General features: G+C 68.2%; 16 protein-coding genes and 1 pseudogene. 10 read left to right on the top strand and 7 right to left on the bottom strand.

The annotated features are described in order from the left end of the window. Positions 1–244: 244 nt before the first annotated feature. The 3 genes from ACFQ6S_RS10800 to ACFQ6S_RS10790 all read right to left on the bottom strand — a co-directional run bounded on the left by ACFQ6S_RS10800 (position 245) and on the right by ACFQ6S_RS10790 (position 2,955). Positions 245–1,021, bottom strand: coding sequence for a calcium-binding protein (locus ACFQ6S_RS10800; RefSeq protein WP_383406059.1), 777 nt, complete (start codon positions 1,019–1,021; stop codon positions 245–247). A gap of 64 nt (positions 1,022–1,085) precedes the next feature. Beyond that, positions 1,086–1,862 (bottom strand): calcium-binding protein, encoded by a 777-nt coding sequence (locus ACFQ6S_RS10795; protein WP_383406056.1) that lies wholly within the window; start codon positions 1,860–1,862, stop codon positions 1,086–1,088. Positions 1,863–2,652: 790 nt separating this feature from the next. After that, positions 2,653–2,955, bottom strand: a complete 303-nt coding sequence (locus ACFQ6S_RS10790) for a hypothetical protein (RefSeq protein ID WP_383406054.1) — start codon at positions 2,953–2,955, stop codon at positions 2,653–2,655. Between the two features lie 1,002 nt (positions 2,956–3,957). Between ACFQ6S_RS10790 and ACFQ6S_RS10785 the strand changes: the two genes are divergently transcribed. The 3 genes and pseudogenes from ACFQ6S_RS10785 to ACFQ6S_RS10775 all read left to right on the top strand — a co-directional run bounded on the left by ACFQ6S_RS10785 (position 3,958) and on the right by ACFQ6S_RS10775 (position 7,080). Then, positions 3,958–4,290, top strand: a complete 333-nt coding sequence (locus tag ACFQ6S_RS10785) for a hypothetical protein (RefSeq protein ID WP_383406051.1) — start codon at positions 3,958–3,960, stop codon at positions 4,288–4,290. A gap of 189 nt (positions 4,291–4,479) precedes the next feature. Beyond that, positions 4,480–5,304 (top strand): annotated as a pseudogene (locus ACFQ6S_RS10780) (transposase); the annotation flags it as partial. 453 nt (positions 5,305–5,757) lie between these two features. Beyond that, complete coding sequence (locus tag ACFQ6S_RS10775; RefSeq protein ID WP_383406048.1) at positions 5,758–7,080, top strand: cytochrome P450; 1,323 nt, start codon at positions 5,758–5,760, stop codon at positions 7,078–7,080. A gap of 53 nt (positions 7,081–7,133) precedes the next feature. Here the strand turns inward: ACFQ6S_RS10775 and ACFQ6S_RS10770 are convergent, their stop codons facing one another. Together ACFQ6S_RS10770 and ACFQ6S_RS10765 are read right to left on the bottom strand one after the other, a co-directional pair. Beyond that, on the bottom strand, positions 7,134–7,955 hold the full coding sequence (locus tag ACFQ6S_RS10770) for a hypothetical protein (protein ID WP_383406045.1): 822 nt from the start codon (positions 7,953–7,955) through the stop codon (positions 7,134–7,136). A gap of 2 nt (positions 7,956–7,957) precedes the next feature. Continuing rightward, complete coding sequence (locus ACFQ6S_RS10765) at positions 7,958–8,839, bottom strand: alpha/beta fold hydrolase (protein ID WP_383406042.1); 882 nt, start codon at positions 8,837–8,839, stop codon at positions 7,958–7,960. 166 nt (positions 8,840–9,005) lie between these two features. Here ACFQ6S_RS10765 and ACFQ6S_RS10760 point away from each other — a divergent pair, with 166 nt between their 5' ends. From ACFQ6S_RS10760 to ACFQ6S_RS10745, 4 genes are all read left to right on the top strand, one after another. Continuing rightward, positions 9,006–10,205: an acetyl-CoA C-acyltransferase gene (locus tag ACFQ6S_RS10760; RefSeq protein ID WP_383406039.1), complete on the top strand. Its 1,200-nt coding sequence runs from the start codon at positions 9,006–9,008 to the stop codon at positions 10,203–10,205. Between the two features lie 2 nt (positions 10,206–10,207). Beyond that, positions 10,208–10,855, top strand: a complete 648-nt coding sequence (locus ACFQ6S_RS10755; RefSeq protein ID WP_383406037.1) for an HAD family hydrolase — start codon at positions 10,208–10,210, stop codon at positions 10,853–10,855. Between the two features lie 74 nt (positions 10,856–10,929). After that, a complete protein-coding gene (locus ACFQ6S_RS10750) occupies positions 10,930–11,622 on the top strand; it encodes a TetR/AcrR family transcriptional regulator (protein ID WP_383406035.1) in 693 nt (230 codons plus the stop codon). Positions 11,623–12,052: 430 nt separating this feature from the next. After that, positions 12,053–13,111, top strand: coding sequence for a VWA domain-containing protein (locus tag ACFQ6S_RS10745; RefSeq protein WP_383406533.1), 1,059 nt, complete (start codon positions 12,053–12,055; stop codon positions 13,109–13,111). A 124-nt stretch (positions 13,112–13,235) separates the two neighbouring features. On the opposite strand, the gene ACFQ6S_RS10740 is transcribed toward ACFQ6S_RS10745, so the two are convergent. Both ACFQ6S_RS10740 and ACFQ6S_RS10735 read right to left on the bottom strand, forming a co-directional pair. Beyond that, complete coding sequence (locus tag ACFQ6S_RS10740) at positions 13,236–14,084, bottom strand: ABC transporter permease (protein ID WP_383406033.1); 849 nt, start codon at positions 14,082–14,084, stop codon at positions 13,236–13,238. Positions 14,085–14,126: 42 nt separating this feature from the next. Beyond that, positions 14,127–15,152 carry an ABC transporter substrate-binding protein gene (locus ACFQ6S_RS10735; RefSeq protein WP_383406030.1) on the bottom strand — a complete coding sequence of 342 codons (1,026 nt, stop codon included), beginning with the start codon at positions 15,150–15,152 and terminating at the stop codon, positions 14,127–14,129. Positions 15,153–15,422: 270 nt separating this feature from the next. Between ACFQ6S_RS10735 and ACFQ6S_RS10730 the strand changes: the two genes are divergently transcribed. The 3 genes from ACFQ6S_RS10730 (at position 15,423) to ACFQ6S_RS10720 (ending at position 18,735) form a co-directional block, all read left to right on the top strand. Beyond that, entirely contained in the window at positions 15,423–16,208 is a 786-nt protein-coding gene (locus tag ACFQ6S_RS10730; protein WP_383406028.1) for an ABC transporter ATP-binding protein, read from the top strand. After that, positions 16,205–17,149 (top strand): LLM class F420-dependent oxidoreductase, encoded by a 945-nt coding sequence (locus ACFQ6S_RS10725; RefSeq protein WP_383406025.1) that lies wholly within the window; start codon positions 16,205–16,207, stop codon positions 17,147–17,149. Before ACFQ6S_RS10730 ends, ACFQ6S_RS10725 begins: the two co-directional genes overlap by 4 nt. Positions 17,150–17,523: 374 nt before the next feature. After that, positions 17,524–18,735 (top strand): S8 family serine peptidase, encoded by a 1,212-nt coding sequence (locus ACFQ6S_RS10720; protein WP_383406022.1) that lies wholly within the window; start codon positions 17,524–17,526, stop codon positions 18,733–18,735. Positions 18,736–18,796: the final 61 nt, after the last annotated feature.

The following is an 18,796-nucleotide window of genomic DNA, read 5'->3' as shown; positions in this document are numbered from 1 at the left end:
GGAGCGCGGGGGGTTGCGTTGCCCGTGAGAGCGGGTTGTTTTGTGTTGGTGGGTTGTTGGTGGTGTGTGGAGGGGGGGGGGGTGTTTGCCTCCCTACGCCTGCGACCCGATCGGTTCCAGGGGGCTCCCGCGCTTCCCCGACCCGACGACAGAGTGCAGTGCAGTACCGGGGGACTGTAGGGACGAGGGGACTTGAACCTGCGGCTTCGTGAGTTTCACATCCGGCCGCACGAAGGGTCGTTGATCAGGGGCAGTTGAGGGCCGTGTCGCCGGTGTCGCGGTTGCAGGTGTCGAAGCCGAGGCCGCCGTCGAGGCTGTCGTTGGCGATCACGTTGTCCACGGCGTTGAGGGTGTCGTTGCCCTCGGCGCCGATGTGCGTGTCGTTGCCGCGGCCCCCGTTGAGGGTGTCGTTGCCCTGGTCGCCACTGAGGGTGTCGTTGCCGTCGTCGCCGTTGAGGGTGTCATTGCCGGCATTGCCGTTGATGGTGTCGTTGCCGGCCAGCCCGGAGATCGTGTCGTTGCCGGGGCCGCCGTTGATGGTGTCGTTGCCCGGCGTCGCCCGCAGTCCGGTGGCAGCCGGGTCGTCGCCGACGAGCCGGTCCGCCCGGGGGCCGCCGTTGAGGCGGTCGTCACCCGCGCCGCCGATCACCGTTCCGGCGGCCTCCAGATTCGGGGAGATGGTGACACTGTCATCGGCGTCGTCGGCGTTGACCCGTATCGATGTGACGGGCAGTGGACACTCTGCCGTGTGCGTCCCCGTCGACTGACACGGGGCGACGGCGGACACGGTGTCCCCCTCGTCCGTCACCACAACAACGTTGCCCCGACGCCGGATGGTGATGTCGTTCGCCACACCCTGGTCGGCTGTGACCACCAGGGTGTCGTCCACCTCCTGCACGACTGTGGTGCCTGCCAGGCTTCCGCCGGGGGCCGCACCGGGCGCGGCGGAGGCGGCGGTCAGCGGGGCGCAGGTGAGTGCGCCGATCGCCACCACCGTGGTGCAGATGCTTCGTGTTCTCATCGGTGCCCGCCTTTCGTGTTGTCTCGCGGTGTAGGGGAGCTTGCGTGCTGCTCGCTCATGCTGGTCAGGGGCATCCGCTGACGTTGTCGCCCAAGTCGGCGCGGCAGTCGTCCACGTCGGCGCCGCCTTCGACGTAGTCGTTGCCGCTGACGTTGTCCACGGCGTCGATGGTGTCCCGGCCGCTGCCGCCCTCGGCGTAGTCGTTGCCGGCACCGGCGACGATCCGCTCGTTGCCGCCGCCGCCGTAGATCACGTCGTTGCCGGCACCGCCGTCCACGATGTCCGAGCCGCCGCGTCCCTCGATGGAGTCATTGCCTGAGCCCCCGAAGATCCTGTCCGCCTCGGCTCCTCCGGTCAGCGTGTCGTTGCCTGCGCCACCGGAGAGAAAGTCGGATCCCTCGTCGCCTTCGAGGGTGTCGTTCGCGGATCCGCCGTAGAGGCTGTCATTGCCGGCACCGCCGACGAGGGTGACGCCGAGGGCCGCCAGCGAGGAGGTGACGTTGTCGTCCTGGTCGCCGGCATTGACCACGAGTTCGGTGGTGTCGGCGGCTGCCCTGCAGGCGACTTCGGTCGTGCTGATGGCGTAGCAGTCCCCGGACGGTGCGACCGTGTCTCCGGTGTCTCTGATTCTGATGCTGCTGCCTGACTGCCAGACACTGATCGTGTTGCCCCGTCCGACTCCGGCGGTGACCGTGATGGTGGTGCCGGTCTTGTTCACCAGCGTCGTGGCGAGAATGTGTGGCGTCGGTGCGCCGGCCGCGCTAGCCATGCCCGTGAGGCACAGAGTGAAACCGCACATCGTGGCCAGAAGTGCCACGGTGCGATGACGCGTTCTCTTCATGACCTGCTCCTGACGATAGGGCGCTGAATTCGATCTCGCGGCCGTGCGCATTTCCTTTTGCTTCGATCACCGGGCCGATCGGGGGAGACAGGTATTGCCGGCTCCGGCGCGTGGTCTGCCGACCGCAGCCGGGACCAATTGCCGGCCTTCGCGGCGTGCGAGGGAAACGAGGGAAATGGTGTGGCCGCAAGCGCTGAACGTGCGGCTGCGGCCCATCCCGGCGCGACACCAGGATGTCCTTGCCGCTTTCAACAGTCCTCAGTCCTCCAAGACCCCTCCCATCGCGCCATGGCCGACGCCTGCTCGACCGGTGATCGGCCCTGGCGCCTGGGCACCCAGAGCATGCCGGGATGCGAAGCTCCGCTGAAGCCGAATTAGCGCCATTGCCGAATACACGGTCTTCGCGCGTGGATCGTCGCCCTGGCCCCGGATGGATGACTGCGCGCATGCCTGCGCTTGATTTGCATCAGTCCCGGCTGCGTCAATTCACGATTCATCCGTACCGAATTCAATTAGTCGCGGGGTGAGTTGATTCGGCCCGCACGGTCGATCCAAAAGGGCTCGCGAACAGGGCTTTCCGCTGGCCTGTCCAAGCGGCTTCGGGCTCTCCGCCGGCGGGCCCTGGGTATCCCGGCCCCCTCGGTGTGAAAGGTGGACGTCACCGGGTGTCCAGTGGCCGGTCGGGCCGCCACTGCGTCAGAGCACTTCGGACACTTGCACGAGCCTCCTGACGCGGCTCTGGCTTGTTCGTCACCTGCCGGTGTGGGGATCATCGTCGGCGGGTCGGCAGTCACCGGCCCGGCCTCGCGCAGTCCAAGGAGACGGAAGTGGAGGCCGTCGTGGCGGACAACGCGCGCGTGGAGGAGTACTTGGCGTACGGGCCCGCCGGCAGGCCGGAGAGGTCCATGCCGCTGGCGGCCGCCGTCGTCGCGGTGTAGAGCATGTGCCGCTGGGAGTGTTCGCACCCTTTGGGCAGACCGGTGGTTCCTCCGGTGTAGTTCAGGTCGGCCGCGCTGCCGGTGACCTTCCCACCGGCTGTCGTCAACCCGTCCACCCCCTCCACCGTCGGCGACGAGTCGCCCGTGCAGCGCACCGCGCCGACACCTCGGCCGACTGCGGGGCCCGAGGCTGATCGCGTGCGACGAGGATGGGGCGCCCGGCTGCGGGCGTGGTGGCGTGGCGGCGTGGCGATTGATCAGGACAGGCGTACCGGAAGGGAGTCGGGCCGGGGGATGAACGCGTCGACCGGCTCCAACTCGTCCTAAGACATCGTTTCTGATGGCGTGATCGCTCGGCTGCCGGCGTGCGGGTGGAGGAATCGGAGGGCGGAGGTGACGGAGGCGGGGCGAGTGTTGGAGGCTTCCCAGACGCGGCGCAGCCCGCACGGACACACAGCCAGGCGGAGCCATTCCGGTCACCGCTTCACGGTTTCGGTGTGCGCGTGGCCGGCTGGGAACGGGTGTGCTCCGTGCTGTGCCGGTGGTGGTGGGCCTGATCGCCGTGGGCGTGGGCGGTGGTGGTGGGCGTGGGCGGGGGCGGGGTTTGTCTATGGATTGTCTACTGGTGCTGGTTGGGGGTGGAAAGGCCTGGTCGTGGCGGTTGGACGGGGGTGTGCCGTCTGGTGTGAGTGCCTGGCCGGCACCGGTTGTTGCAGCCGTGCGGCTGCGGGGATGAGGAAAGGGAGGGGGAGTGCGCGTGATCCGCTGTGGGAAGGCTGCCGCGGCTGGGCCGATGGGATCCACGGCTGCCGCTGGCGTTGTCTTCGGCAGGGTGGGCGCCTGTGTCATGCAAGCGCTCCTGGGGAGGGCTCGGCCCGCGGGTCCCCGGCATGACGATCTGGGCCGGTGGCAGCGAGCAGTACGCAGCCAAGTCCTGGCCGGACAGGCTCAGTCCTCACCCTGCTTCACCCTCATCCCCTCAGCCTGCGCGCGAGGGGAGCGCCTCAAGGACTGCCGTGACCGTCGTGCGCAGCACACCGGGCCCGCGCCGTGCCCATGCTCGGGAGCCCTGACATCTGTCAGGATCCCTCCTGCCTGCCTGTCTCCTACCTTTTCGCGCAGGACGCCCGGCACAGGGCGGAACAGAAGGGCAGGACATGAAGATGCTCTGGAAACGCGCACTTGTGACCGGAACAGCGGGGATCGCTCTCGTCGGCGGAGTCGGTCTCGCGACCGCCTCACCCGCGGCGGCCGCAGAGCGTAACGTGCTGCAGTGCAACGCCTGGATCTCGGACGATGTCGCCATCGGCGACTGCTACAACCCCGGGACGCAGCTGCACGCGTTCTCCGTACGCGCCATCTGCGGCTGGGCCCCCGACGCTTACTCGAATTGGGTATATGTGAAGCCGGGCACGAGCTCCGCCATCGGTGTCCGCTGCGGCCCGTTGAGCACTGGCGTCGGTGGCGTGGCGATCGAGTACGGCGGCTGAGCGTTCTGGGACGCCCAGATCCATCAGAAGCCCCCTAGAAGGTCGATGAAGATCTTGGGTTCTGGCCCTGCCGCGTGAGCGGCAGGGCCAGAATCGTCATGTGGCGATGGGCGTCGGCGAGATGGTCGGGCCGGACGTGTGGGAGACCTGCCGGGATCTGAGCCCGGCTGGGAGTGTGTTCGCGTGCCTGCCGAGCATCGTGGCGAGCTGTTCCCGGCTGAGATGTTCGCGGACATGTATCCGTCGGCGAACGGACGGCCGAGCATGCCGCCGCAGATCCTGGCCGCCGCGATCACCTTGCAGGCCCTGCACGGGCTGTCGGACTTCGAGACGGTCCAGAACCGCGGTGCGATCTGCGGTGGAAGGCCGGATGCGGGCCGGGCCTTCACGACATGGCATTCGATCCGTCACTGCTGGCCTACTTCCGCCGCCGACTGGCCCGTTCCGCCTGCCCGAACCGCATCTTCGAGGCCGTGCGCGAGGTCGTGAAGGCCACCGGTGTCCTCAAGGGCAAGCACCGCCGGGCCCTGGACTCCACCGTGCTGGACGACGCGGTCGCCACCCAGGACACCGTCACGCAGATCATCGCCGCCGTCCGCGCGGTGATCCGCGAGGTCCCCGTCGCCGACGCGGTCGCCGCTGCCCGGTGCGGCGTGCACGACTACACCGACCCGGGCAAGCCCCCGCATCGCCCGGAACGACGAGCAGGCCCGCGCCGAGCTGGTCGACGCACTGATCACGGACGCGCTGCGGCTGCTGGGCCACCTTCCCGACCAGCAACTCGGGGAGAAGGCCGCGAACGCGGTGGGCATCCTGGCCCTGGTCGCCGGGCAGGACGTCGAGCCCGCCGAGGACTCCGACGGCCGCGACGGACGCTGGCGCATCACCCAGGGCACCGCCCATGAGCGGATCGTGCCCACCGTCGACCCCGAAGCCCGCCACATCCACATAACCCGCTCCCACCGGCAGGACGGATACAAGGCCCACCTGGCCATCGAGCCCGAGACCGGCTTAAGAAGCTGCGAGTCGGAGTCAGCTCCCGCAGTTGCGTGTCCTGGGCCGGGGCTGCCACGTGGCGATCCCCCCGCTCCACCGCGTCACGCGCCTGGTCTGTACTGGCGGGTCTCCCCGTCGCGCGACCACGAGTGGACGAACACACCCCGCCTGCGCTCCGCCCTCAGCACGGCCCTCCTCCGCGCGAAGTCCCCCACCCTCTGATCACGCGCCCCGGCTGAACCTGAGCCCGGCCGGAGTGGGATCCGCGGGGTGTCATGCCGTCGCTCGGTCGTGCCCGCAGTACCCCCTCTTGGAGTTCGGCAAGGTCCTGCCCTTGCGCGGCGGTGTGCCGGACGATGAGCAGGAGCACACTGCGGCGTAGGGGAGGTCCAAGAGGTGAAGCCGAGAGCAGCAAGTGATGCCGCGCACACACGGCCTGGGGTCATGCCACGTGCGTGTTAACTTCCGGCCGTGACTTCCCCGGCTCTGGATTCCTTCACCACCGGTACCGGAGCAGCCGGGTGCGGCCCGGCGGCCGGCCCCGAATCCACCGACACCCGTGATCCGCTGGGTCTGCCCGACCTGTTCGGTGACCCTTTCGTCCGCGACCCCTACCCGTGGCTGGACCTCCTGCGGTCCGAGTCTCCCGTCCACCATGACCCTGCTACGGGGCTGTGGCTGGTCAGCCGCCACCAGGACGTACGCCGGGTCCTGCTCGACCCGGAGCGGTTCCACCCGGACAACGCCCAGCACGCTGTCACCCCGCTGCCCGTCGCCGTGCTGCGGGTTCTGGCTCGCGTCGGCTTCACGCTCCCGCCCGCCCTGGCGAACAACGGCACCCTGAGCCACTCCGGACTGCGCCGCGTGGTCACACGGTTCTTCAACGCACAGCGTGTCGCAGCGGCAGTGCCGGTGATCGAGCGCATCGCCGACGAACTGCTGGACGAGGTACGGTCCTCACTCGACTCCACGGACGGCTGCGACCTGTTCACCTCATTCGCGCAGGTCCTTCCGTGCAGGGTGCTGATGGAGGTCCTCGGCATCCAGGGCGTCGAACCGGCCACTCTGATCCGCTGGAGTGACGCCTCGCTGGAGCTGTTCTGGGGGCGGCCTCCACTCGAACGGCAACTGGAATTGGCAGAGCTCGTCGCGGAATTCCATCGGTGGCTCACCGCGACCGTGCGCAGCGGCACGGTCCCTTCCAGCTCGTTCATCGGGGCACTCGCCCGCCACCGCCTGCCCGACGGCAGGTCACTGGACGCCGAGACCGCGGTCGCCGCGTGCTTCTTCGTCTTTATCGCCGGCCAGTCCACCACCGGGCAACTCATCGCCACCGTGCTGCGCCGGGCACTGGACGAGCCCGGCAGGTGGCCGCGCGTGGCGGGGCCAGCGGGCCTGGCCGAGGCCTGGGTGGAAGAGGTCCTGCGACGTGAGCCGCCGGTGACCACCTGGCGCCGGGTGACCCCGCAGGCCACCCCACTGGGCGGAGTCGAACTGCCGGCTGGTGCGCAGTTGCTGCTGATGCTCATGGGCAGCGGATCCGACCCGGAGGTCTTCCCGAAACCGGAACGGATGTGCCCGAACCGGGCGAACATCCGCCACCACCTGGCATTCGGCGCCGGTCGCCACCGCTGCCCGGGTGCGTCCTTGGCGCGCACGGAGGCGGCGGTGGCTCTGCGGGCAGCGGCACGCAGACTTCCGGACATCCGACCGGCCGCCGGGACGGGGGAGCCACCCATGCTCGGCCTGCTGTCGTTCAGAGCACCGTCGAAGGTGGCAGTGGAACGGGCATAGGCGGCACGGCAGCGACGTCCTTTCGGCGTTCCTCAGCCGGGACAAGGGCCCGGTCAGCCGGGCTTGAGAAGGCCGGCTTCGAGGACGGCGCGGCCGAAGGGGCCGGCGAGTTCGGCGAGACGTTCACAGTCGGCGTCACCCAGGGCGGCGTAGGCGGGAAGGGCCAGGCGGTCGGTGCGGTCCTCGATGTGCCGACGCAGGAGTACGCCTTCCGGGCTGAGGGAGTCGCTGTCGAGGAGACCTCGCTCGCGTAGGCGCTCCCTGGTGTCGACCCACTCCTCCTCGGGCCAGGCGCGGCTGGCTTTGAGGAAGTCGACGGGAACATCACCGGTGGCGGCGTGCAGAACCAGGGCTTCCAGGGCCCCGATGCCCTCGCTCAGCAGGCAGGCGACATGGCCGTCCCCACGGAACTCCCGGAGCAGTGTCTGGGCATGCCACAGCTGCAGTACCGGATCCTCCGGCCAGGGCAGCGCGGCGTGCGCGGCGAACAGAGGCCGGCCCTGCGCGTGTTCGCGGGCCGCCTCGGCGGCCCGGCGGGTCAGTGCCAGGACCTCGTCGAGGGCGGGCAGTTCGTGGATTCCCACGCGCCGCAGTGCTTCGCCCGCCGCGGCGTACCGCGCGTCCAGCACCTGCTGGGGCGTCGTTGCGTCCCAGGCCCCGTCGAGCGCCTGCCGTACGAGAGCGGGGTTGAAGTTGTAGAAGGTCGCGATGACCAGCTCGGCGGATGCCCGACCGAACGCGGCGCTGCGGGAGGTGAAGTAGCCGGCGCGTCCGCTCAGTCCGAGGTCCGCGTACCGTCGCCTGGCTTCGGGGACGAAGTAGATCATGCCGTGCACGGGTTCGAGTCCGCGCCAGGCCGCACGCGCTGTCTTCACGGTCACCTCTTCGAGAAGCCGGGGGACGGGGTATGCGCCGCTGTTCCGTACTGGCCGTGCGCTCGCAGGTGTTCGAGCAGCAGGCGGTTCAGGGTTTCCGGCGCTTCCTCGGGGACCCAGTGGGTGACGTCCGGGATGGGCTCGAAGCGGTACGGCCCCTTGACCCACCGCTCGGTTTCCCGTGCCGCTGTCGGGCCGAACGCGCTGTCGTTCGCGCTCCAGATGTACAGCGTAGGCACGTCGATGGTGCCGATCTTGCCGTCGGGGCGGCCTGCCCGGTACCAGTTCAGCGCGGCGGTGAGAGCCCCTGGCCGGGACAGGTGCCGTACATAGGCCTCGACGCTGTCCTGCGGAACCTTTCCGGCGTACAGGGCGCGCAGCAGCTCGGCGTCGTGGGCCAGCATGCGCTCCTCGGTCGCGGGTGTTTCACGCCAGTCGATCATGTAGTGCGAGCGGCTGCGCTGGTCCTCGTCGGTACGCAGGGCGGTCGCCAGAGCGCCGGGATGCGGGGTCGAGACAACCGTCAGGGTGCGTATGCGGCCGGGGTGGGCGTCAGCGGCCCACCAGGCCACCGCGCCTCCCCAGTCGTGGCCGACCAAGTCGAACGCCGCCCAGCCCAGTTCCTCCGTGATCGCGACGACGTCGTCGACGAGAAGGCTCATGCGATAGTCCTCGGGCCGCTGGGGGCGGGCGCCGGGGGAGTACCCACGCTGGTCGGGCGCCACCACCCGATAGCCCTGCTCGGCCAACTCCGCGATCTGCCGTTGCCACGCCAGCGCCGTCTGGGGAAAGCCGTGCAGCAGCAGCACTGGGCGTCCCTCGGGGGGACCCGCCGCGATCGCGTCGAACACGCCTGCACCGGTGGAGATGCTCAGCTCGGTCACGACTCAACCCTTCATACCAACTGGTCGGTAGCTTTCAGGCGGGAGGGCACGCTGTCAAGACCACGGACTGGTTGAACATGACGCCGGATTCAACTATAACCAGGGCCCGGAGACCGACCCCCGAGGATCCGGGACGAACCGCACCAACAAAGAGCAGTGAGGCGACATGAGGGAAGCAGTCATCGTTTCGACGGCACGGACGCCGATCGGAAAGGCTTACCGCGGCGCGTTCAACGACACCCAGTCGCAGGAACTCGCGGCCCATGCCCTGTCCCACGCCATACAACGCGCCGGACTCGAGGGCGGCGAGGTCGAGGACGTGATCTTCGGCTGCGCCGCGCAGCAGGGGGCATCCGGATTCAACGTCGCGCGTCAGGCGGCACTGCGCGCCGGGCTTCCGGACACCGTGTCGGGGATGACGGTCGACCGGCAGTGTTCGTCGGGCCTGATGGCCATCGCGACGGCCGCCAAGCAGATCGTCGCGGACGGCATGCAGGTCGCTGTCGGCGGCGGTGTCGAGTCGATCTCCCTGGTGCAGAACGAGCACATGAACACCCACCGGATGACGGATCCCTGGCTGGTCGAGCACAAGCCGAGCATCTACCTGCCGATGTTGCAGACGGCGGAGATCGTCGCCGAACGCTACGGCGTGAGCCGGGAACGGCAGGACGAGTTCGCACTGGTGTCACAGCAGCGCACCGCGGCGGCGCAGGAAGCCGGCCGGTTCGACCGGGAGATCGTCGCGCTCGACAGCGTCAAGAAGGTGCTCGACAAGCAGTCCGGGGAGGTACGCCACGAAGAGGTCACCCTGACCCGGGACGAGGGCAACCGCGCGTCGACGACGCTCGAAGGCCTGGCCGGGCTGGCGCCGGTGCTGCCCGACGGCCAGGTGAGCGCACATTCCAGCGTGACGGCGGGCAACTCCTCGCAGTTGTCGGACGGGGCTTCGGCGTCGGTGTTGATGGAGTCGAGCGAGGCCGAGCGCCGCGGACTGGAACCGCTGGGCGTGTACCGCGGTATGACCGTTGCCGGTTGTGGGCCGGACGAGATGGGCATCGGGCCGGTGTTCGCCATTCCGAAGCTGCTGAAGCAACACAACCTCACCATCGACGACATCGGCCTGTGGGAGCTCAACGAGGCGTTCGCTTCCCAGGCGTTGTACTGCCGGGACGAACTGCACATCGACCCGGAGCGGTTCAACGTCAGTGGTGGCGCGATCTCGGTCGGCCACCCGTACGGGATGACCGGTGCCCGGCTGGTGGGGCATGCCCTCATCGAGGGTAAGCGCCGGGGTGTTCGGTATGTGGTGATCTCGATGTGCGTCGGGGGCGGAATGGGCGCGGCCGGACTGTTCGAGGTCGTCTGAGCGTGGATACCTTGTTGAACGGCGCGGAAAAGACCCGAACCTCGGTCCTGGTGGACTTCGGGGGTGTCATCACCTCCAGTGTGCTGCAGGCGTTCACCGACTTCGGAGCCTCGCTCGGCTGCGACCCGCGCATGCCGCTGGAACTCCTCAGCCGGGACCAGCCGTCACGCACACTCCTGGCCGACCACGAGTGCGGCCGGATCGACACCGAAGCCTTCGAGCGGGGATTCGCCGAACGACTCCGCGTCCACGGTGCCGTCGTCGAGGCCGAGGGGCTCACGGCCCGGATGCAGGCGGGCATGTCGATCGACCAGGAGATGCTCGCGCTGCTCGGTGATCTTCGAGTCGCGGGCCATCCCGTCGCGCTCGTGTCGAATTCGTTCGGTACCGGTACCTACGACGACGTCGACCTCGCCGCTCTCGCAGACGTGGTCGTCATCTCCGCCGTGGTCGGGATCCGCAAGCCCTCCCGACGGATCTACTCGATCGCATGTGAACGTCTCTGCGTCGCCCCGGAGGAGGCAGTCATGATCGACGACCTCCAGCAGAACCTCGACGGAGCGGCACGGATCGGAATCGGCGGCGTACTGCACACCAGCGCCGCCGACACCCGTCGCCAACTCGCCGAACGATTCGGGATCAGCTCCTGACCGATCGAGAACATCCCTTCTGCGGCGGAGGTGGTTTTGTGACCATGGCGTCGGGTTCAAGTACAGTTTCCGCGATGGACACCACGGCGGGCGAGGAGATCGACGGCGAGAAGGCGCCCCCGATGGCACCGCTCTCGCACCTTCGCGAGCCGCCCGCGACGAAGCGCGGAGCGCGCACACGGGCCGCTTTGATGAAGGCAGCGCGCAAGGTGTTCGAACGGGACGGCTACCTCGACACCCGCCTGACCGACATCACCAAAGAGGCGCAGTGCGCGGCGGGATCGTTCTACACCTACTTCGCGAACAAGGAAGAGGTGCTTGCGGCCGTCCTCCTGGAGGCGCAGGAGGACATGCTCCACCCCGGTATGGCCCGGGTGGAGGATGCCGACGATCCCTATGCGGTACTTGAGGCGAGCAATCGCGCGTATCTCCAGGCGTACAAGCGCAATGCGAAGCTGATGGCACTGCTTGAGCAGGTCGCGCAGGTGGAGCCGGAGTTCCGTACGTTCCGAAGCCGGCGCGCCGACGCGTTCATCCGCCGCAACGCGCGCGGCATCGCCGACCTGCAAGCGCGCGGCGTCGCAGACCGCGAGGTCGATCCGATGCTGGCCTCCCGTGCGCTCTCGGGCATGGTCAGCGTCATGGCCTACAACGCCTTTGTGCTCGGCGAGCGGCAAGAAGACGGCACGCAGGTGGACTTCGAGGAACTCGTCTCCACGGTCACCCGGCTCTGGGCGAACGCCCTGCGGTTCCCTGCCCAGAGCTGATCCAGCAGGCACGACCGGCCCGCCGGCCGAGCTCGTCCGCGCCGAACACCGCGGGCCCGTTCTGCTGCTCACGTTCAACCGGCCCGCCAAGCTCAACGCCTGAACCGGCGAACTCGAATACCGCCCTTGCCGACCTGCAACAGCTGCGGGGGGTTGGTGAGATCGACGTGTTCTCCGCAGCGGACAGCGCGCGATGCCGCCCGCGCCACATGCCGCTGAGCCTGCGCAAACCACGGATCGGCGTGCTCACCTGGTGAGCGCCAAGCTCGACCGACCTTGCGGCGCCGCTGCCGTCTCAACGCGCTGGTTTGTCGATCGCCGGCCGTCGAGCACTGCCCTATCCGCCTGGCGGGCAGGTCAAAGGCCGTTGTCAGTGCCTCCCCATAGAGTGGAGACATCACTTGGGGAGCCTCAGAGGGGGAGCACAAACATGTCCGCAAACAAGATCCAGCACAAGGTGAATCACGTCGCGCTGGTGGTGGACTGTTCGGGTTCGATGCGCCCGCACCAGAGTCAACTCATTCGAGTTGTGGACGAGTTCGTGGCGGGGTTGAAGGCCGAGTCGGACAGCCTCGGTCACGAGACCCGGATCAGCCTCTATTCCTTCGACCACAGGGTGGAGAATCTGGTCTGGGACATGGACGTCAAGCATCTTCCGTCCATGCGGGGGCTGTACCAGGTCAACAATGGAGCTACAGCCCTCATCGAGGCTTCCCTGAAGTCCCTCGACGACCTGGGCCATATCTGGGAGGAATACGGCGAGCACAGCTTCCTCCAGATCGTTGTCACGGACGGCGAGGAGAACGCCTCCGGCGGCGACAGGCGGCACGACGGCGACATGGCCATCCTCGGCCCCTGGCTCGACAGGATCACGGCGAAGATGGGCGGGCTTCCGGGCCATTGGACTTCCGCGATCCTCGTTCCGAACTCCCTGGCCAAGCGGACCGCCCAGAACTACGGTTTCCCGGCCGGGAACATCGCCATCTGGGATGCGGATTCCCAGAAGGGCGTCGAGGAGGCGATCGGCACCGTGCGTGCCGCCGCCACCAGCTTCCTCCGCGGTCGCGAGCACGGGGTGCGCGGCACGAAGAACCTGTTCGCCGTCGGTCAGGACATATCGGTTGACGAGGTGCGGGCGAACCTCGAACCGATTCCGGCCGACAAGTACCGGCTCCTGAAGGTCGACAAGGAGATGGAGATACGCCCCTTCGTCGACTCGCATCCCGGCGTGTCGTACGAACGTGGTTCGTGCTACTACCAGCTGGGTGCCCGGGCTCAGGTTCAGCAGAACAAGGAAGTCATCGTTGTCGAAAAGGACACCGACCGAGCCTATACGGGCGACGCGGCACGCAGCCTTCTTTTCGGCACGGACGTCCAGGGGACCGTCTCCGTGAAAGCGGGGAACAACCCCAAGTTGGAGGTATACGTACAGAGTCGTTCGGTGAACAGGAAGCTCAAGCCGAATACACGTCTGCTCATCATGCTCTGAAATCAATGAGTGCAACAGATATTCGCCCCGTGCGGTCACCGGCGGCACGGGGCGGCACGAAAGCCGGGGGATCGTTCACCGGCATGACTCCGGCCCATCAGACCCAGCCACGAGCCCAGCCGGTTCAGCCGCGCGAGGTGGTGTCCCTGACCCAGGGCAGCGCCAACCGTTCCAACAACACCAAGGCGAAGTAGAGCAGGATACTCATCAATCCGATCAGGATGATCGCGGCCCAGGCGGTGGCGGTGTCGCCGACCCCACCCGCCTGCACGATCAGATAGCCCAGCCCGCTCTCACCGGCCTGGAACTCGCCGATGACCGCGCCGATCGCGGCGAGAGGCATGGCCACCTTCAGCCCGACGAAGATCTGCGGCAGTGCGGCGGGCAACCGTACCTTGCGGAAAGCCTGCCAGCGCGAGGCGTCCAGCGAGCGCGCCAACTCGGCCAGGTCCGCCGGGGTCGACGTGAGGCCGGCTGCTGTGGACAGCACGATCGGAAAGAAGCACAGCAGGAAGACCATGGTCAGGACCGGCTTCTGCCCCCAACCGAGGGCTCCCACCAACAGCGGCCCGAGCGCGATCTTCGGAACCGCGTTGACGGCGACCAGCAGCGGCGTGAACATTCGCTCCAGTACCCGCGAGCCCGCCAGCGACAGTCCGATCAGGACACCACAGCCGCTGGAGAGAACGAACCCGACAACCGTCTCCACGGTGGTGTCGCCGGCATGTTCCAGGAACTGGACCGGGTCGGCGGCGAACGCCGAGAGCACGGCACCTGGCGGAGGCAGCACAGCCGGGTGGATCACCTCCAGCGCCGAGGTGAGAAGCCACCACACGCCGAGAGCGACCAGAAGCCCGGCCAAGGGCAGCAGCAGGACGCCGATGTCCGTCCCGCGCCGTGGACCGACTCGCGGCACGGGCACCGGCTCAGGGCCCGCCGCCGAGGCCTGCTCCGGCTTCGAGAGTTCGGTCATCCCATCCTTCTCCCAGCGCGGCCCTTCTCCAGCGCGGCGCGATCAGGCTTTAGGCACCAGGTCGAAGTCGATGATCTGCTCCGGGGTCATTCCCTGCCGCAGCGCGCCCGCTCGCTCCAGGATCTCGATGCTCCTCGCGACCCGCGCGGAGTCCAGCGTTCCCAATGCCGTGCCCGAACCGCCCGGCGTGACGTACTCCGCCATCGACTCCAACTCGGCGGCCGCAGCGGTCGGATTCGTGGCGTCCACGTTCCGGTCGAGGATCTCGGCGGCCTCCTTAGTGTGGGCGAGGCTGTACTCCAAGCCCTTGAGCAGCGCATTGGTGAACCGCTTCACCATCTCAGGATCCTGCTCGGCGATCTTCTTCGACGTGATCAGCACGTTTCCGTAGAGGTCGGGAATCACGTCGCTGTACGGCAGCAGGACGGCCTTCTTCTTCGTCACCGCCTCGATGGTCGGCTTACCCACCACGAACTGGCCGATGCCGTCCACCGAACCGGCGGCGAGTGTGCCCATCAGGGTCTGTGCCTCGCCGTTGACCCAGGTCACCTTGTCGGCGTCCACGCCGGCCAGTTGGGCGTACGTCGGGAAGAGGTTGCGTACGACAGAGCCGGGCGTGTCGGCGAGCCGTTTGCCCTCGAGGTCCTTCGGAGTGGCGATGCCGTTGCCCTCGGTGGTGGCGATCGCGGCCATGGTGCGCTGCTGGATGGCGGCCACCGCGACGAAGTCCTTCGCCTGACCGCTGCCCATATGCAGCAGACCTCCCGTCAGGTCGATCGGGCCGAACTGCGCCTGGCCACTCACTACGGCCGGAATCACGCCGCCGGTGCCCTGGCCCGGCTTGATCTCCACGTCGAAGCCGGCCTCTTCGAAGAACCCCTTGTCCCTCGCGACCCAGGCGTACGCGTCCCGGCCGAAGTTGCCGAACGAGGTCAGGTAGGTCACCTTTTTCAGTGCCTTGCCGTCTTCACCGGCATCTGCGTCGGAATCCGAGCCGCCGCATCCCGCCACCAGCGCCAGCGCCGTGGTCAGGGCCACCGCGGCGACCGTACGGGCGAACCTGATCATGCGCACAGTGGTGTCCTTTCCGACCGCCGACTGCGCCGGCGGAGGGGCGTCGAGACAGACGAGACAGAACGGCGTGACAGAACCGTCGAGGGCATGACACTTGGTGCGGGCAACAGCCTACGAGGGATGGGTAGTTGTGGGCCAGGTGTGGTGCATCGGGGCATCCACCGGCAGGACGACAGGTACCGCCGAGCGGGCTGCTGCGGGTAGCCTGACTGGGCGTTACGAACCGGCCGACATGCGATCGCCAGTGGATGGGGAGAGCGCCGGATGATCAGACTCACCGGTGTGTCCCGCAGCTTCACCAGTCGGTCCGGTTCGACGGTGGCGCTCCAGGACATCGGCCTCCACATCGCCGAGGGTGAGTTCGTTGCGGTGGTGGGCCGGTCCGGGTGCGGCAAGTCCACACTGCTCCGGCTGATCGCCGGGCTGCTGCCGGTCACCGAGGGCGAGATCACCATCGGCGGCGAGCGAGTCACCGGAGCCCGGCGGGATGTCGCCATGCTGTTCCAGCGGCCGGCACTGCTGCCCTGGCGGTCCGTCCTCGACAACGTCCTGCTGCCCGTGGAGATCTTCGGCTGGAACAAGGCCGAGTACCGCGACCGGGCGAGGCGATTGCTGGAGACGGCCGGACTGAGCGGCTTCGAGAAGCACCGGCCGCACGAGCTCTCCGGCGGTATGCAGCAACGCGTCGCACTGTGCCGGTCGCTGATGGGCGAGCCCCGGGTGATGCTGATGGACGAACCGTTCTCCGCACTCGACGCGCTGACCCGCGCGGACCTCGCGGTGGAGCTGCAGCGCATCCACATCGAAAACTCGTCAACGGTCGTCTTCGTCACCCATTCGATTGACGAGGCCGTGCTGCTCGCCGATCGGGTGGTGGTGCTCAGCCCGCGCCCGGGCCGGATCCGCAAGATCGTCGACGTCGCCATTCCCCGGCCGAGGACGCTGGGCCGAACCGCGCACCTGGACGAAGTGGCCCGGTGCAGCGCCGATCTGCACGAGCTGCTGATGGAACGGGACACACCCACGTCGGCCGAAACGGAGGGGCGATGAGCCTGCGGATCTGCGTCTTCACCGAGCCGCAGCGCGGCGCCGACTACGAGGATCAGCTGCGCTTCGCCCGACTCGTCGAAGCCGGCGGGTTCGAGGGCTTCTTCCGGGCCGATCACTTCCAGACGATGGGCGCCGATCCCGGGCTGCCAGGCCCAACCGACGCGTGGCTCACGCTGGGCGCGCTCGCCCGGGAGACCTCCCGGATCCGACTGGGCACCCTGGTCACCTCGGCCACCTTCCGGCTGCCGGGCCCGCTTGCCGTGATGGTGGCGCAGGTCGACCGGATGAGCGGGGGACGGGTCGAGCTGGGCCTCGGCGCAGGATGGTACGAACGGGAACACACCTCGTACGGCATCCCGTTCCCGCCCGCCCCGGAGCGCTTCGATCGGCTGGAGGAACAGCTGGCGGTGATCACCGGCCTGTGGCGGACACCGGTCGGCGAGAGCTTCAGCCATCGCGGCGACCACTACCGGCTGGTCGACGCGCCGGCCCTGCCGAAGCCCGTGCAGGTGCCGGCGCCGCCGATCATCGTCGGGGGCCGCGGCCCCAAGCGCACCCCGGAGCTGGCCGCTCGGTATGCCGACGAATTCAACATGCCCTTCAAGTCGGTGGCGGAGACGGCCCGGGCGTACCAGCGGGTTGCCGAGGCGTGCGACAGGACCGCACGGGCCGACGCCGGTCGGCCACCGCTGGTGCTCTCGGCCGGGGTCGTGGTCGCCATCGGCCGTACCGACGCGGAGGCGCGACGGCGGGCCGCCCCGCTGCATGTCAAGAGCGCGCTGCCGCCGGAGGATCCGGTGGTCGGATCCCCGGCCCAGCTCGTGGAGCGGCTCGGCGAGTTCTCCGCGATCGGGGCAGGCCGTATCCATCTGCGACTGATCGACTTCCATGACCTCGACCACCTGGAGCTCATCGCCGGTGAGGTGCTTCCGCAGCTGTAGAGCGTGGAGGCCGACGCACGCCGTGGCGCCGGAAGGGGCCGACGCCAGCTACGTCTTGGCCTCCTCCGCTCCGTGCCCGCGACACCGCACGTGCTGTGCAGAGTGACGCTCAGCGCCACCGTACGTGAGTGGACGGTGAAGAAATCGGCACAGATAATCCTGGACTGTTCCTTGGTGATTCAACCAGCGCTCAGTGCTGCACATTTGCGCTCGGGTTGCTTCGAATGTGCGTGAATCCCGTGGAGGTTGACCACTTGTCGGACGTCGGGGTCACATCAAGATGTTGATCTGCTCGCGACAAGTCGGCACTCTCCTGAGCACGCGCAGCGCTGCCGTTCGAACGCAAATCCCCCCACTTCACGAGGAGACCCCTCTTGACGGCGCATCACAAACGCTCAGGCAAGGCCAAGATCGTCACCGCGATCGCGGCCGTCGCAACCGTCGTCGGCACCGGCCTTTACCTGTCCCCCCTTGCTCAGGCGGGACAGCCCGCGGAGGGCACCGTCTACGGTCTGAATGCCGAAGGAGCCGTGGCCGGAAGCTACATCGTCCTCCTGGACCAGAAGGCGTCCACGGCCGAGAAGCGGGATCTGGCCGCCGAATACGGTGGCAAGGTCAGTCGTACCTACAGCTCGGCGGTCAACGGCTTCTCCGCCGGCAGCCTGAACGAGACGGAGGCCAAGCGCCTCGCGGCCGACCCCGCGGTGTCCAAGGTGGTCCAGAACAAGAAGTTCCACATCAGTGCCACCCAGGACACCCCGCCGTCCTGGGGCCTGGACCGCATCGACCAGCAGGACACGGCCGGTGACGGCAAGTACACCTACCCGGACAAGGCCGGGGAAGGAGTGACCGCGTACGTCATCGACACCGGCGTACGCATCAGCCACAAGGACTTCGAGGGCCGCGCCGCCTCCGGGTTCGACGCCATCGACAACGACGACACGGCCGACGACGGCAACGGTCACGGCACCCACGTGGCCGGAACCATCGCCGGCGCCTCCCATGGGGTGGCCAAGAAGGCCAAGATCGTCGCGGTCCGCGTGCTCGACGACAACGGCTCGGGCACGACCGAGCAGGTCGTCGCCGGCATCGATTGGGTGACCGAGAACCACCAGGGTCCCTCGGTGGCCAACATGAGCCTCGGCGGCGGCGCGGACCCCGCGCTCGACGAGGCGGTCAAGAAGGCCATCGCCTCGGGTGTCACCTTCGCGGTCGCCGCCGGCAACGAGTCGGCGGACGCAGGGCAGAGTTCACCGGCCCGGGTCCCCGAGGCCATCACGGTCGCGTCCAGCACCAAGGACGACGCCCAGTCGGACTTCTCCAACTTCGGCTCGATCGTGGACTTGTACGCGCCGGGCTCGGACATCACCTCCGACTGGAACGACAGTGACCAGGGGACCAAGACGATCTCCGGCACCTCCATGGCCACCCCCCACGTCGTTGGAGCCGCCGCCGTCTACCTGGCCGGGCACCCGGACGCCACTCCCGCTCAGGTCGCCACCGCGCTCACCGGCGCGGCAACCGGCGACAAGATCACCAACCCGAGCAGCGGAACGCCCAACAAGCTGCTGAAGGTGACCGAGTAGACCCACACCGGACACCGGGCCCGGGGGGGGGGGAGGAGGCAGGGGGGGGCGAAAGCGCCTA

This window comes from Streptomyces sp. NPDC056479 (genome assembly GCF_042795335.1).
In the GTDB taxonomy this organism is placed as follows: domain Bacteria; phylum Actinomycetota; class Actinomycetes; order Streptomycetales; family Streptomycetaceae; genus Streptomyces.
The sequence above is the reverse complement of the archived record's forward strand: the minus strand, read 5'-3'. Positions and strand labels throughout refer to the sequence as shown.